This is a genomic window from Pseudomonas sp. B5(2017) (assembly GCF_002112825.1).
In the GTDB taxonomy this organism is placed as follows: Bacteria; Pseudomonadota; Gammaproteobacteria; order Pseudomonadales; family Pseudomonadaceae; genus Aquipseudomonas; species Aquipseudomonas putida_Z.
In genome coordinates this window covers 106604-122345 of sequence record NZ_NEIR01000009.1, presented here as the reverse complement: position 1 = coordinate 122345, position 15742 = coordinate 106604, and the positions used below count along the sequence as shown (strand labels likewise).

General features: G+C 65.8%; 9 protein-coding genes. 5 read left to right on the top strand and 4 right to left on the bottom strand.

Annotated elements, in window-relative coordinates; translation table 11 throughout:
* Positions 1 to 99: 99 nt before the first annotated feature.
* From glgB to CAG00_RS15315, 3 genes are all read right to left on the bottom strand, one after another.
* Positions 100 to 2310 carry a 1,4-alpha-glucan branching protein GlgB gene (glgB, locus tag CAG00_RS15325; RefSeq protein ID WP_085664651.1) on the bottom strand — a complete coding sequence of 737 codons (2211 nt, stop codon included), beginning with the start codon at positions 2308 to 2310 and terminating at the stop codon, positions 100 to 102.
* Complete coding sequence (gene treS, locus CAG00_RS15320; RefSeq protein WP_085664650.1) at positions 2311 to 5628, bottom strand: maltose alpha-D-glucosyltransferase; 3318 nt, start codon at positions 5626 to 5628, stop codon at positions 2311 to 2313. It lies immediately after the preceding gene.
* Positions 5629 to 5799: 171 nt separating this feature from the next.
* The gene (locus tag CAG00_RS15315) at positions 5800 to 7818 is read right to left on the bottom strand and encodes an alpha-1,4-glucan--maltose-1-phosphate maltosyltransferase (RefSeq protein ID WP_085664649.1); all 2019 of its coding nucleotides are present in this window, start codon (positions 7816 to 7818) and stop codon (positions 5800 to 5802) included.
* 140 nt (positions 7819 to 7958) lie between these two features.
* Between CAG00_RS15315 and CAG00_RS28805 the strand changes: the two genes are divergently transcribed.
* Positions 7959 to 8120, top strand: a complete 162-nt coding sequence (locus tag CAG00_RS28805) for a hypothetical protein (protein ID WP_003251307.1) — start codon at positions 7959 to 7961, stop codon at positions 8118 to 8120.
* 139 nt (positions 8121 to 8259) lie between these two features.
* On the opposite strand, the gene CAG00_RS15310 is transcribed toward CAG00_RS28805, so the two are convergent.
* Complete coding sequence (locus CAG00_RS15310) at positions 8260 to 9942, bottom strand: AMP-binding protein (protein ID WP_085664648.1); 1683 nt, start codon at positions 9940 to 9942, stop codon at positions 8260 to 8262.
* A 239-nt stretch (positions 9943 to 10181) separates the two neighbouring features.
* Between CAG00_RS15310 and CAG00_RS15305 the strand changes: the two genes are divergently transcribed.
* From CAG00_RS15305 to CAG00_RS15290, 4 genes are read left to right on the top strand one after another with little or no spacing between them, the layout of a single operon-like run.
* Positions 10182 to 11345: an isovaleryl-CoA dehydrogenase gene (locus CAG00_RS15305; RefSeq protein ID WP_013973339.1), complete on the top strand. Its 1164-nt coding sequence runs from the start codon at positions 10182 to 10184 to the stop codon at positions 11343 to 11345.
* A 19-nt stretch (positions 11346 to 11364) separates the two neighbouring features.
* Entirely contained in the window at positions 11365 to 12972 is a 1608-nt protein-coding gene (locus CAG00_RS15300) for a carboxyl transferase domain-containing protein (RefSeq protein ID WP_013973340.1), read from the top strand.
* Between the two features lie 3 nt (positions 12973 to 12975).
* Positions 12976 to 13791 (top strand): gamma-carboxygeranoyl-CoA hydratase, encoded by an 816-nt coding sequence (locus tag CAG00_RS15295; protein WP_085664647.1) that lies wholly within the window; start codon positions 12976 to 12978, stop codon positions 13789 to 13791.
* Positions 13788 to 15740: an acetyl/propionyl/methylcrotonyl-CoA carboxylase subunit alpha gene (locus CAG00_RS15290; RefSeq protein ID WP_085664646.1), complete on the top strand. Its 1953-nt coding sequence runs from the start codon at positions 13788 to 13790 to the stop codon at positions 15738 to 15740. Before CAG00_RS15295 ends, CAG00_RS15290 begins: the two co-directional genes overlap by 4 nt.
* The last annotated feature ends 2 nt before the right edge of the window (positions 15741 to 15742 follow it).

The following is a 15742-nucleotide window of genomic DNA, read 5'->3' as shown; positions in this document are numbered from 1 at the left end:
CGGGTGAACCCGCTCCCACAAGGACCGCACAGGGTCTGAAGCTTGTGCAATACCTGTGGGAGCGGGTTTACCCGCGAAGAGGCCAGTACAAGCAACACATCAGGCTGGTTTCATTATCAGAACCCCAAGCGGCGGCAGGTTCAGGGCCAGCGACTGCGGCTGGCCATGGCTGGCAATCTCGTTACTCTCCACCACCCCCAGGTTGCCGACATTGGACCCGGCATACAGCTCTGCGTCACTGTTCAACAGCTCCTGCCAGCGCTCACCAAACGGCACGCCAATGCGATACCCCTCGCGCGGCACCGGGGTGAAGTTGGCCACCACCAGTACCGGCTCGCCACTGCTGCTCCAGCGCAGCCAGGCATACACGCTGTTCTGCGCATCGTCACCAATCAGCCACTGGAACCCCTGCGGCTGGCAATCCTGCTCGTGCAACGCCGGCACCTCGCGGTACAGGCGGTTGAGGTCGCCGACCAGGCGCTGTACGCCCTGGTGCTCAGGGTACTGCAGCAGGTACCAGTCCAGCTCGCCATCGTGGTCCCACTCGCGCCACTGGCCGAATTCGCAGCCCATGAACAGCAGCTTCTTGCCCGGATGCGCCCACATGAAGGTGAGGTAGGCACGCAGGTTGGCGAACTTCTGCCAGCGGTCGCCGGGCATCTTGTCGATCAGCGAATGCTTGCCGTGCACCACTTCGTCGTGGGAGATGGGCAGGATGAAGTGCTCGGAATAGGCATAGATCAGCCCGAAGCTCATCTCGTTGTGGTGATAGGTGCGGTGCACCGGGTCGTTCTGGATGTAATGCAAGGTGTCGTGCATCCAGCCCATGTTCCACTTGTAGGCAAAGCCCAGGCCGCCCTGTTGGGTCGGCTGGCTGACGCCGGGCCAGGCGGTGGATTCCTCGGCGATGATCAGCGCGCCCGGGGCCTCGTGGGCCGCCACGCCGTTGAGGTGGCGGATGAAGTCGATGGCCTCCAGGTTCTCGCGCCCGCCGTGGCGGTTGGGCACCCATTCGCCGGCCTTGCGCGAATAGTCGCGGTACAGCATCGAGGCCACTGCATCGACACGCAGGCCATCGATGTGGAAGTGCTTCAGCCAGTGCAGCGCCGAGGCCATCATGAAGCCGCGCACTTCGTTGCGGCCAAGGTTGTAGATCAACGTGTTCCAGTCCTGGTGGTAGCCCTCCAGGGGGTTGTCGTATTCGTACAGGGCGGTGCCGTCGAAACGCGCCAGGCCGTGTTCATCGGTGGGGAAATGCGCTGGCACCCAGTCGAGCAGCACGCCAATGCCGCCCTGGTGGCAGGCGTCGATGAAGGCGGCGAAGTCCTCGGCGCTGCCGTAGCGCGAGGTGGGCGCGAACAGCGACAGCGGCTGGTAGCCCCAGGAGCCGCCGAACGGGTGCTCCATGATCGGCAGCAGTTCGATATGGGTGAAGCCCAGCTCCTGAACGTAGGGCACCAGGCGCTCGGCCAGCTCGCGCCAGTTGTAATAGCGCCCGACCTCGCCCGCCTCGTCCAGTTCGCAGCGCCACGACCCCGGGTGCAGCTCGTAGATCGACAGCGGCGCGCTGTAGGCATGGCGCTGCGCGCGTTGCGCCATCCAGTCGTGGTCTTGCCAGTCGTGGCTGAGCGCCCCCGCTACCTTGGAGGCGGTGCTCGGCGGCAGTTCGGTGGCACGCGCCAGCGGGTCGGCCTTCAGGGGCAGTATGCCGTCCTTGCCCAGCACCTCGAACTTGTAGGTTTCGCCCACGCCCAGGCGCGGCACGAACAGCTCCCACACCCCGGCGCTGTGGCGCAGGCGCATGGGGTGGCGGCGGCCATCCCAGTTGTTGAAGTCACCCACCACCGACACCCGCCGCGCGTTCGGCGCCCACACCGAGAAACACACGCCGTCGACACCATCGACCTGGATAGGCTGGGCGCCGAAGCGCCCGGACAGGTCGCGGTGGTTGCCTTCGGCAAACAGGTACAGGTCCATGTCGCCCAGTTGCGGGCCGAAGCTGTAGGGGTCTTCGGTAATCTGCTCGCCACCGGCCCAGCCGATCTGCAGCAGGTACGGGTGTGCCTCATCGAGGTGCGCGGTGAACAGCCCCGGCAGGCTGCCCTGCTCCATTTCGGCGAGGATGCGCCCGTCATGCCGGGCCAGGATGCGCACATTCAGGGCATTGGGCAGGAAGGTGCGGACCACCTGCCCGCCCGCGCCGTCGCCATGGGGGCCGAGTACCGCAAATGGATCGGCGTGCTCGGCGCGGGCCAGGGCGTCGAGGTCCCGTTGCCGAAGGCCGCCGTTTTCACGCGTGGTTGCATTCATCTATGACTCTCCCCAGGTACTGATCAGTCCATGCAGGCCATGCAAAGGCACGGCCAGCCAGCTCGGACGGTTCTCGGCTTCGTATGTGATTTCGTAGGCAGCTTTTTCCAGGCAGAACAGCTCCAGTGCGGCACGCTCGCCCTCGGCCTGTTGCCAGGCGTGGGGCATGGCCGCGGTGGCCAGGCCATAGGCTTCGACAAAGGCATGCCGCGATTGGTGCAGGTACTGCCTGGCAACCCGTTGCCGGGCTTGGCGCGCCGGGTCGGAAAGGTCGACCGCAGACGCGCTGCGCAAGATCATGGCAGCAGCATAGTCGAAGGATCGCAGCACGCCGCTGACATCCTTGTACGGGCTGTGTCTTGCCCGACGCTCTTGCAGCGGCCGGGCCGGTTCACCTTCGAAATCGATGAGGTAGGCGTCGCCCTGCACCACCAACACCTGGCCCAGGTGCAGGTCGCCGTGCACGCGCATCAGCAGGCCGCCCTGGGCCTGGCGGGTCAGGTTGGCGATGTGCTGGGCCAGGCCGTCGCGCTGTTGCTGCAAGTCGTCGACCAGCGCCTGGCTTTCGCTGTCGAGGCTGTCGCGGTGCTGGGCCAGCAGGTCGAGGGCATGGGTGAGTTCGGCGCTGATCTGCGCACTCCAGCGTTCGCTGTCGTCGGCATCGCTCGGGCGCGGCTGAAAGGCCTCGTCATTGGTCGGTGCAGCCAGCAGCAGATGCATCTCGCCCAGGCGCTGGCCGAGCAAGGCGGCAAAGCCGGTGAGTTCGGCCAGTGCATCGGTGTGCGCATCGGCGTCGAGGCTGGAAGGTTCCATCTGGTCGCGGATGGCCCGCTCCAGGGTGTTCTGGGTCCAGGCCCAGGCGTCGCCCTGGTTGCTCAGGTAGCCCTGGGCGATCATCAGCAAGTGTGGCGCACCCTGCTCATCCACCCGGCTGACCCAGGCCAGCAGCGGCGAAATGTTGGCAAAGCCTGCGGCGGTCAGGTAGGCACTCATTTCCAGCTCTGGGTGCACACCCGGGTTGACCCGGCGAATCAGCTTGAGCACCACCTGGTCGCCGATCACCACCGAGCTGTTGGACTGCTCGGCGCTGAGGTAGCGCACGCTGCTTTCGTCGTTCAACGCCAGGCCCACCAGTTGCTGCGTGCTTTCGAAGCGCAGCTCGCCCTCGCCGTTGCCACAAGGCAGATGCATACCGCCCTCACAGGCACGCAGCACCGCGCGGATGAATGGCTCGAGGACGAAGGCGTCAGTGATCAGGCCAACCTGATGGGCACGACGCACCCGTGACAGGGCCAGCTGTTGTGGCAACGCGGTACTGATCTGCTCTTCGGGCAGCAGGCCGAACGGCAGTTGGTAGCGGTTGGCCACACCGTCGCTGAGCACTTCGATTTCACTAAGCAGCACCGGTGTGGTCGATGTGCCGAAACGCACGCCGTAGCACAGGCGCACCTGGTCGATCGGCCCTTCCTTGCCGGCGAACCAGCGCCGCTTGGGCAGGTACTGCGGCAGGATGGCGCTTTGCAGGGTATCGCTGGAGGGGGCCTCCAGCAGTTCTTCCAGGCGTTTGCGCAATACCAGTGTGGTCAATTCGGGTAACCCCTCGGTGGCCTGGATGTGCCAGCTGGGCATGCGATCGTGGCTGGCCAGCAGGAACCAGTAGAAGGCGTAGGGTGGCAAGGTCAGCAGGAACGGCAGTTGCCCGATTGGCGGGAAAGCGCTGCCGCCGAGCATCTCCACCGGTACTTTGTCGGCGTATTGTGACAATTCCAGTTCAGCCGCCTGGGCGGCGCGGGAAACGTTGGCCACGCACAGGATGACTTCGGTGTTGCCATCGGCGTCGGTGTACTCGCGCAAGTAGGCGAGGATGCGCCGGTTGTTCGGCGTGAGGGTGCGCAGGCTGCCGCGGCCGAAGGCCTTTTGCTGCTTGCGCACCGCCAGCATGCGCCGGGTCCAGTTCAGCAGCGAGTGCGGGTCGTTGGCCTGGGCTTCGACGTTGACGGTCTGGTAGCCGTACAGCGGGTCCATGATCGGCGGCAGCACCAGGCGCTGCGGGTCGGCGCGGGAGAAACCGCCGTTGCGGTCCGGCGACCATTGCATGGGCGTGCGCACACCGTCGCGGTCGCCCAGGTAGATGTTGTCGCCCATGCCCAGTTCGTCGCCGTAGTACAGGGTGGGCGTGCCGGGCATCGACAGCAGCAGGCTGGTGAGCAGTTCGATGCGCCGCCGGTCACGCTGCAGCAACGGCGCCAGGCGGCGGCGGATGCCCAGGTTGATGCGGGCGCGGCGGTCTTCGGCGTAGTAGTTCCACAGGTAGTCGCGCTCGCGGTCGGTGACCATTTCCAGGGTCAGCTCATCGTGGTTGCGCAGGAAGATCGCCCATTGGCAGTTGGCGGGGATTTCCGGGGTCTGGCGCAGGATGTCGGTGATCGGGAAGCGGTCTTCCATGGCCAGGGCCATGTACATGCGCGGCATCAACGGGAAGTGGAAGGCCATGTGGCATTCGTCGCCCTCGCCTTCGCCAAAGTACGGGCGGGTGTCCTCGGGCCATTGGTTGGCCTCGGCCAGCAGCATGCGGTCGGGGTAGTTGGCGTCGATTTCGGCGCGGATCGCCTTGAGCACGTCGTGGGTTTCGGCAAGGTTCTCGTTGTTGGTGCCATCGCGCTCGATCAGGTAGGGGATGGCGTCCAGGCGCAGGCCATCGACACCCAGGTCCAGCCAGAAGCGCATCACCCCGATCACAGCCTTGAGCACTTGCGGGTTGTCGAAGTTGAGGTCGGGCTGGTGCGAGTAGAAGCGGTGCCAGAAGTACTGGCCGGCGACCGGGTCCCAGGTCCAGTTGGACTTCTCGGTGTCGAGGAAGATGATGCGCGTGCCGTCGTACTTCTGGTCGTCATCCGACCACACGTAGAAGTCCCGTGCCTTGCTGCCGCGCTTGGCATGGCGGGCGCGCTGGAACCAGGGATGCTGGTCGCTGGTGTGGTTGATGACCAGCTCGGTGATTACCCGCAGGCCGCGTTTGTGCGCCTCGGCGATGAAGCGGCGGGCATCGGCCAGGTTGCCGTAGTCGGGGTGCACGGCCTTGTATTCGGCGATGTCGTAGCCGTCGTCGCGGCGTGGCGAGGGATAGAACGGCAGCAGCCACAGGGTGTTGACGCCCAGCTCGGCAATGTAGTCGAGCTTGCTGATCAGGCCGGCGAAATCGCCGATGCCGTCGTTGTTCGAATCGAAGAACGACTTGATGTGCAGCTGGTAGATGACGGCGTCCTTGTACCACAGCGGGTCGTCGATGAAGGCTGCCGGGCGGGAACGCTTGGCCATGTGCGACTCCTTTCAATTCCTGGTTGCTCTGGCCCTGATGCACAAGCAACTGACTTGACACGACCCCTGTGGGAGCGGGCGTGCCCGCGAACACCGGCGAAGCCGGTGCCATGCTCCGCGGCGCCTGCTTCGCGGGCACGCCCGCTCCCACAGGGGATGGCGTGTACCTGGCTAACGGGCCTTTTCGATGCGCCAGATACCGAACGGCAGATGCCAGGGTTCGATGCGCATCCATTGGGTCCTGCCGTACCACGACCAGCGATGGCCGTTCATCAGATCTTCACCCTGGGTTTCGGCGTTGTCATCCAGCCCCAGCTCCCACAGCGGCAGCTCGAAATGCGCCTCCTGGGCGTTGTGCGGGTCGAGGCTGATTGCCACCAGGATGTAGTTGTCGCGCTCGGGCGTGCGCTTGGCGAAGTACAGGATGTTGTCGTTCCAGCAGTTGAAGAACGCCACGCCCAGGTGGGTCTGCAAGGCGCGGTTCTGCCGGCGGATACGGTTGAGCTGGGCGATCTCGGCAATGATGTTGCCGGGCTGGCTGAAGTCGCGTGGGCGAATTTCGTACTTCTCCGAATCCAGGTACTCCTCCTTGCCCGGCAGCGGTGTGCCTTCGCACAGTTCGAAGCCCGAGTACATGCCCCACAGCCCCGAACCCATGGTGGCCAGCGCCGCGCGGATGAGGAAGCCGGCACGGCCGGAGGTGTGCAGGAAGTACGGGTTGATGTCGGGGGTGTTGACGAAGAAGTTGGGCCGGTAGCACTGGCTCCATGGCGGCTGGTTGAGCTGCTCGAAGTACTCGCGCAGTTCCTGTTTGTGGTTGCGCCAGGTGAAGTAGGTATAGCTCTGCGCGTAACCGACCTTGCCCAGGCGGGCCATCATCGCCGGCTTGGTGAAGGCTTCGGCGAGGAAGATGACCTCGGGGTGCCGGCTGCGCACATTGGCGATCAGCCATTGCCAGAACGGCAGTGGCTTGGTGTGCGGGTTGTCGACGCGGAAGGTTTTCACCCCCTCCTCGACCCAGCCGACCACCACGTCGCGCAAGGCCAGCCACAACGAGGGCACGGCCTCGGGTGCATAGAAATCGACGTTGACGATGTCCTGGTACTTCTTCGGTGGGTTCTCGGCATAGCGGATGGTGCCGTCCGGTCGCCAGCTGAACCAGCCGGGGTGCTGCTTGAGCCAGGGGTGGTCCTGGGAGCACTGGATGGCGAAGTCGAGGGCGATTTCCAGGCCATGCTCGGCCGCTGCGGCCACCAGGCGGCGGAAGTCGTCGCGGCTGCCCAGCTGCGGGTGAATCGCCTCGTGGCCGCCTTCCGCGCTGCCGATGGCATACGGGCTGCCCGGGTCGCCGGGCTCTGCCGTGAGGGCATTATTGCGGCCCTTGCGGTGCTGCATGCCGATGGGGTGGATGGGCGGGAAGTACAGCACGTCGAAGCCCATGTCGCGGATCATCGGCAGGCGCTCGTGCACATCATTGAAGGTACCGTGGCGCTCGGGGCTGTCGGTGATCGAGCGCGGGAACAGCTCGTACCAGCTGGCGAACTGCGCGGCCGGGCGGTCGACATCGACGGGGAATTCACGGCTGCGGGCCAGGTAGCTGCGGTGTTCGGCATCGCTCATCAGGCGGGCGGTGGCGGGGTCGAGAAACAGCGCCACCTGGTCATCGGCATTCAGCGTGGGCAGGCGCTGCTGCAAGGCCTGGAGCTCCTCGCGCAAGGCACCGTTGCACAGCTCGATGCCCTTGCCCAGCATCAATCGGCCTTCTTCCAGCTCCAGACGGACCTCGACACCGGCGTGGTACTTCTTCTCCAGGTCGTGGCAATAGGTAGCGAACGGGTCGATCCAGGCCTCGATGCTGAACAGGTGCGGGCCCAGTTCGGTGGGGGTGAACTCGGCCAGCCACAGGTCGTTGCCCGGCGAGTGCATGGGTATGCAATGCCAGCGCCGGCTGTGGGCCTGGCGCCAGTTGAGCATCACCGCCAGGCGGTCGTGGCCGTCGCTGTAGACCTTGCTGCTGACCGCCACCGGTTGGCCGCTGATGGCCTTGGCGGCGAAGGTGCCGGCTTCGAGCACGGGTTGGGTGTCTTCGATCACGATGCGCGGCGCCAGCAGCGCCTGGGACAGGCTGATGGCCTGGTCCGGGTGATCGTTGGCCATGGGCACGCTTTCGAAGGGCTCGTTTCGTGACATCGGACCTTGCTCCCTCAGGCTGGTGGCGGTAAGGGTTCAGAGCCGGGCACAGGCGTGGGGTTCAAAAAAATTGAGCGAACGGCAGCTGCCAGGGGTCGAAGCCTGCAGCACCTCTTCAATTACCCAAGCGAGGTCAGGCCATGAACATTCCCATTCCACCGGAGACTCCCGATCCCAACATCGACGACCCGAGCCTGCCGCCGCCCGTGCCGGAGGAAGACCCGGACGAGCTGCCGATCAAGCCGACCGTGCCGCCGACGGTGGGTGACCCGCCGAGCCAGGAACCACCGGTGAAGGCTTAAGGGTAGACCAGGATCGACATAGGCAGGACCGGCCCTTTCGCGGGTGAACCCGCTCCCACAGGTACAGCGCCGCGTTCGAGGTCGGCGCGGTCCCTGTGGGAGCGGGTTCACCCGCGAAAGGGCCGGCAGCATCAATGCATCAACCAGCAGTTGAAGCCGATATCTCCGCCACACTGATCTCCCGCATGCGGAACTTCTGCACCTTGCCGGTCACCGTCATCGGGTACTCGTCGACAAAGCGGATATGCCGCGGCACCTTGAAGTGGGCAATGCGCGCCTTGCACCAGCCCTGCAGTTCCTCGACCGTGGCACTGTGCCCCGGGTGCAGCTTGATCCAGGCGACGATCTCCTCGCCATAACGGCTGCACGGGATGCCGATCACCTGCGCATCAGCTACCGCCGGGTGGGTGTAGAAGAACTCTTCCAGTTCACGCGGGTAGATGTTCTCGCCGCCGCGAATGATCATGTCCTTGTTGCGCCCGACAATGCGCACGTAGCCGTGCTCGTCCATCACCGCCAGGTCGCCCGAATGCATCCAGCCGGCTGGGTCGATGGCATCTGCCGTGGCCTGGGGGTTGTCCCAGTAGCCGAGCATCACGCTGTAGCCGCGGGTGCACAGCTCGCCGATCTCGCCGCGCGGGACGATGCAGCCGTCTGCGTCCACCAGCTTGTTCTCCAGCTGCGGCTGGGTGCGGCCGACGGTGGTCACGCGCAGCTCCAGGTCGTCGTCCGGGCCGGTCTGCAGCGACACCGGGCTGGTTTCGGTCATGCCGTAGGCGATCTGCACTTCGGCCATGTGCATCTGGTCGATGACCCGGCGCATCACCTCGATCGGGCAGGTGGCGCCGGCCATGATGCCGCTGCGCAGGGTCGACAGGTCCATTTGCGCGCGCGCGGGGTGGTCGAGCATGGCGATGAACATGGTTGGTACGCCATAGAGAATGCTGGCGCGCTCTTCGGCCACGGCGCGCAGGGTGAGCTCGGCGTCGAAGGCGTCGTTGGGGTAGATCATGGTGCTGCCGTGGGTGATGCAGCCGAGGTTGGCCATGACCATGCCGAAGCAGTGGTACAGCGGCACCGGGATCACCATGCGGTCGCGTGCGGTCAGGCCCAGGCTTTCGCCGACCATGAAGCCGTTGTTGAGGATGTTGTAGTGGCTGAGCGTGGCGCCCTTCGGTGCGCCGGTGGTGCCGGAGGTGTACTGGATGTTCACCGGCTGGTCGAACTGCAGGCTTTGCTGGCGCTTCGCGTAAGCCTCGACGCAGGTCTGCCCTGCCCGCGCGGCCAGCGCTTGCCAAGGCAGGAAGCCTGCCGGCGGGTTGGCGGCCAGGCTGACCACACCGCGCAGGTCGGGCAGGCGTTCACTGGCCATTTCACCGGGGGTGGCGCTGGCCAGCTCCGGCGCCAGCTCCTGGACCATGGCGTGGTAGTCAGACGTCTTGAAGGCATCGGCACACACCAGCCAGCGGCAACCGGACTGGCGCAGCACGTATTCCAGCTCGCCCACGCGGTAGGCCGGGTTGATGTTGACCAGAATCGCGCCGACCTTGGCGCTGGCCAACTGCAGGATGCACCACTGGGCGCAGTTGGGCGACCAGATGCCGACCCGATCGCCGGTGTTCACGCCCAGGGTCATCAGGGCACGAGCATGCACCTCGACCTGCTCGGCCAACTGCCGCCAGCTGTAGCGCAGGCCCTGATGGTGCGACACCAGGGCCTCGCCGTCGGCACAACGGGCCACGGTGGCGTCGAAGGCCTGGCCGATGGTCTGGGTCAGCAAGGCTTGGTCCTGGCGACCGCGGGTATAGCTTGGTTGACTCATGGGTGTCCCTTCTTGTGGTTGTTCTGGGCACGACTGAAGCAAGCGGGAATACTCTGGCGCAGATTTACGTTTACGTAAAGGTGATGAGTCGATTGACAGTAAGCGCATGCAGGTTTACGTTAACGTAAAGGTGAAAACGACATCGGGTTTGTCGGCGCACCACCGACCCTGTGGGAGCGGGTGGATAGCCCTTGAGCTACGGTGTTACCCAATTTCAAGAACAAGAAGGTGCCCCCAGCATGCATTACCCCACCCTGAACTTCGCCCTGGGCGAAACCATCGACATGCTCCGCGACCAGGTGCGCACCTTCGTCGCCGCCGAACTGGCCCCGCGCGCCGCGCAAATCGACCACGACAACCTGTTCCCGGCCGACATGTGGCGCAAGTTCGGCGACATGGGCCTGCTGGGCATCACCGTGCCGGAAGAATACGGCGGTGCCGGCCTGGGCTACCTGGCCCACGTGGTGTCGATGGAAGAAATCAGCCGTGGCTCGGCCTCGGTGGCCCTGTCCTACGGTGCCCACTCCAACCTCTGCGTCAACCAGATCAACCGCAACGGCAGCCACGAGCAGAAGCTCAAGTACCTGCCCAAGCTGATCAGCGGCGAGCACATCGGCGCCCTGGCCATGAGCGAGCCCAACGCCGGTTCCGACGTGGTGTCGATGAAGCTGCGCGCGGAAAAGCGCGGCGACCACTACGTGCTCAACGGCAGCAAGACCTGGATCACCAACGGCCCGGACGCCAACACCTACGTGATCTACGCCAAGACCGACCTGGAAAAGGGCGCGCACGGCATCACCGCGTTCATCGTCGAGCGTGACTGGAAAGGCTTCAGCCGCAGCAACAAGTTCGACAAGCTGGGCATGCGTGGTTCCAACACCTGCGAGCTGTTCTTCGACGGCGTCGAAGTACCGGAAGAAAACATCCTCGGCCAGCTCAATGGTGGCGTGCGGGTGCTGATGAGCGGCCTGGACTACGAGCGGGTGGTACTGTCCGGCGGCCCGACCGGCATCATGCAAAGCTGCATGGACCTGGTGGTGCCCTACATTCACGACCGCAAGCAGTTCGGCCAGAGCATCGGCGAGTTCCAGCTGATCCAGGGCAAGATCGCCGACATGTACACCCAGCTCAACGCCAGCCGCGCCTACCTGTATGCCGTGGCCCAGGCCTGCGACCGTGGCGAGACCACCCGCAAGGACGCCGCCGGGGTGATCCTGTACACCGCCGAGCGCGCCACGCAAATGGCCCTGGAGGCGATCCAGATTCTCGGCGGCAACGGCTATATCAACGAATTCCCGGCAGGCCGCCTGCTGCGCGACGCCAAGCTGTACGAGATCGGTGCCGGCACCAGCGAAATCCGCCGGATGCTGATCGGCCGCGAACTGTTCAACGAAACCCGCTGAGCACAAGGGACGGGCGCACATGGCTACCTTGCACACCCAGATCAACCCGCGTTCGGCGGAGTTCGCCGGCAACAGCGCGGCCATGCTCGAACAGGTCCAGGCCCTGCGCGGCCTGCTCGCCCAAGTGGCCCAGGGCGGTGGGCCCAAGGCTCAGGAGCGGCACACTTCGCGTGGCAAGCTGCTGCCGCGCGAGCGTATCGACCGCCTGCTGGACCCGGGCTCGCCGTTCCTCGAAATCGGCCAACTGGCTGCCCATGAGGTATATGGCGAAGACGTGCCCGCTGCGGGCGTGATCGCCGGCATCGGCCGCGTCGAAGGCGTGGAATGCATGATCGTGGCCAACGACGCCACGGTCAAAGGCGGTTCCTACTACCCGCTGACGGTGAAGAAGCACCTGCGTGCGCAGACCATCGCCCTGCAGAACCGCCTGCCGTGCATCTACCTGGTGGACTCCGGCGGCGCCAACCTGCCACGCCAGGACGAAGTGTTCCCCGACCGCGAACACTTCGGGCGGATCTTCTTCAACCAGGCCAACATGAGCGCACTGGGCATTCCGCAGATTGCCGTGGTGATGGGCTCGTGCACTGCCGGCGGTGCCTACGTGCCCGCGATGGCCGACGAAGCGATCATGGTGCGCCAGCAAGCGACCATCTTCCTCGCCGGCCCCCCGCTGGTAAAGGCCGCCACCGGTGAAGTGGTGAGCGCCGAAGACCTCGGCGGCGCCGATGTGCACTGCCGCACCAGCGGCGTGGCCGACCACTATGCCGACAACGACGAACACGCCCTGGCCCTGGCCCGACGCAGCGTGGCCAACCTCAACTGGCACAAGCTGGGCAAGCTGCAGCGCCTGGCCCCGGTGGCACCGCTGTATGCCGCCGATGAGCTGTATGGCGTGGTGCCGGCCGATGCCAAGCAACCGTTCGACGTGCGCGAGGTGATCGCGCGCCTGGTCGACGGCTCGGTGTTCGACGAGTTCAAGGCGCTGTTCGGTACCACCCTGGTGTGCGGCTTCGCCCACCTGCACGGCTACCCGGTGGCGATCCTCGCCAACAACGGCATCCTGTTCGCCGAGGCCGCGCAAAAAGGCGCGCACTTCATCGAACTGGCCTGCCAGCGCGGCATCCCGCTGCTGTTCCTGCAGAACATCACCGGCTTCATGGTCGGCAAGAAGTACGAAGAAGGCGGCATCGCCAAGCACGGCGCCAAGCTGGTCACTGCCGTGGCCTGCGCCCAGGTGCCAAAGTTCACGGTGATCATCGGCGGCAGCTTCGGCGCCGGCAACTACGGCATGTGCGGCCGTGCCTACGACCCGCGCTTCCTGTGGATGTGGCCCAACGCGCGGATTGGCGTGATGGGGGCCGAACAGGCCGCCGGCGTGCTGGCCCAGGTCAAGCGCGAACAGAGCGAGCGCAGTGGCCACCCGTTCAGCGCCGAAGACGAAGCCCGGCTCAAGCAGCCGATCCTCGACCAGTACGAGCACCAGGGCCACCCCTACTACTCCAGCGCCCGCCTGTGGGACGACGGTGTCATCGACCCGGCACAGACCCGCGACGTGCTCGGCCTGGCGTTGTCCGCCGCGCTGAACGCACCGATCGAACAGAGCCGCTTCGGCATTTTCCGGATGTGACCCATGAGCGATTTCAGCACCCTCGAAGTGATCCGCGACCCGCGCGGCTTCGCCACCCTGTGGCTGAGCCGCGAGGACAAGAACAACGCGTTCAACGCCTTGATGATCCGCGAACTGATCATAGCCCTCGACCAGTTGGCGGAGGACGCCAGCCTGCGCTTCGTGCTGCTGCGCGGCCGCGGCCGGCACTTCAGCGCCGGCGCCGACCTGGCCTGGATGCAGCAGTCGGCGCAGCTGGACTTCAACACCAACCTGGATGATGCCCGCGAGCTGGGCGAGCTGATGTACGCCCTGCACCGCCTCAAGGCGCCGACCCTGGCCGTGGTGCAAGGCGCGGCCTTTGGTGGCGCGCTGGGCCTGATCAGCTGCTGCGACATGGCCATCGGCGCCGAAGACGCCCAGCTGTGCCTGTCGGAAGTACGCATCGGCCTGGCCCCGGCAGTGATCAGCCCGTTCGTGGTCAAGGCCATCGGCGAGCGTGCCGCGCGCCGCTATGCCCTCACCGCCGAGCGTTTCAGCGGCGTGCGGGCCCGCGAGCTGGGCCTGCTGGCCGAGGTCTACCCGGCCAGCGAACTGGACGCCCAGGTCGAAGCCTGGGTGAGCAACCTGCTGCAAAACAGCCCGCAAGCACTGCGCGCCACCAAGGACCTGCTGCGTGAAGTGGACGACGGTGAACTCAGCCCGGCCCTGCGCCGCTACTGCGAAAACACCATCGCCCGCATCCGCGTCAGCGCCGAAGGCCAGGAGGGCCTGCGCGCCTTCCTGGAAAAACGCCGCCCCGCCTGGCAAACCGACGACAAGAAGGAGCCGCGCCCATGAGCCGCCCCGCTTTGACCACCCTGCTGGTCGCCAACCGCGGCGAAATCGCCTGCCGGGTGATGCGCACCGCCAAGGCCATGGGCCTGACTACCGTGGCCGTGCACAGCGCCACCGACCGTGATGCCCGGCACAGCCGCGAAGCCGATATCCGCGTCGACCTCGGCGGCACCAAGGCTGCCGAAAGCTACCTGCTGGTCGACAAGCTGCTGGCCGCAGCCAAGGCCAGCGGCGCCCAGGCCATCCACCCGGGCTATGGCTTCCTGTCCGAAAACGCAGGCTTTGCCCGTGCCATCGAAGAGGCCGGGTTGATCTTCCTCGGCCCACCGGCCAGCGCCATCGACGCCATGGGCAGCAAGTCGGCGGCCAAGGCACTGATGGAAGCCGCTGGCGTGCCACTGGTGCCGGGCTACCACGGCGAAGCCCAGGACCTGGACACCTTCCGCGCCGCCGCCGAACGCATCGGCTACCCGGTGCTGCTCAAGGCCAGCGCCGGCGGCGGTGGCAAGGGCATGAAAGTGGTCGAGGAAGAAAGCCAGCTGGCCGACGCCCTGGCCTCGGCCCAGCGTGAGGCACAGTCGTCGTTCGGCGATGCGCGCATGCTGGTGGAAAAGTACGTGCTCAAGCCGCGCCATGTGGAAATCCAGGTATTCGCCGACCAGCACGGCAACTGCCTGTACCTCAACGAGCGTGACTGTTCGATCCAGCGCCGCCACCAGAAGGTGGTGGAAGAAGCCCCTGCGCCAGGCCTGTCGGCCGAATTGCGCCGGGCCATGGGTGAAGCGGCGGTACGCGCGGCCCAGGCCATCGGCTACGTGGGCGCCGGCACCGTGGAGTTCCTGCTAGATGCCCGTGGCGAGTTCTTCTTCATGGAGATGAACACCCGCCTGCAGGTGGAGCACCCGGTCACCGAGGCAATTACCGGGCTCGACCTGGTGGCCTGGCAGATTCGCGTGGCCTGCGGCGAGGCCCTGCCGATCACCCAGGAACAGGTGCCGCTGATCGGCCATGCCATCGAAGTGCGCCTGTATGCCGAGGACCCGGCCAACGAATTCCTGCCCGCGACCGGCAAGCTGGCGCTGTACCGCGAGTCGGCAGCCGGCGAAGGGCGACGGGTGGACAGCGGGGTCAGCGAAGGTGATGTGGTGTCGCCGTTCTACGACCCGATGCTGGGCAAGCTGATCGCCTGGGGCGAAGACCGCGAGCAGGCGCGCCTGCGCTTGCTGGCCATGCTCGACGAGTTTGCCATTGGCGGGTTGAAGACCAACATCGCCTTCCTGCGGCGCATTCTCGCCCACCCGGCGTTTGCTGCAGCGGAGTTGGATACTGGCTTCATTCCGCGTCACCAGGAGGTTTTGCTGCCCGCGCCTCGAGCGCTGCCGGCAGGCTTCTGGGAAGCCGCGGCCGAGGCCTGGTTGCAGGGCCAGGCCGTACACCAGCGAGAGGACGACCGCAGTTCGCCGTGGGCCGAGCGCAACGGCCTGCGCCTGGGCCTGCCGGCGCGCAGCAGCCTGCACCTGGCGAGTGGTGGGCAGGACCAGGCGGTTGCCCTGGAACGCAGCGCTGCGTCTACCTGGCAGTTGCTGGGCGAGCAATTGGTGCATGACCAGGCTGGCGTGCGACGCCAGCATCTGGCGATTCGCCGCGGTGGCACGTTGTACTTGCAGTGGGATGGCGAGATGCATGCCATCGAAGCCTTCGACCCGATTGCCGAGGCCGAGGCCAGCCACAGCCACCAGGGCGGCCTGGGCGCGCCCATGAACGGCAGCATCGTGCGGGTGCTGGTGGAGCCTGGGCAGGTGGTGGAAGCAGGTACGGCGCTGGTAGTGCTGGAGGCCATGAAGATGGAGCACAGCATTCGCGCGCCGCATGGCGGCACGGTGAAGGCGTTGTTCTGCCAGGAAGGGGATATGGTCAGCGAAGGGACGGTGCTGGTCGAACTGGCGGAGTAAGA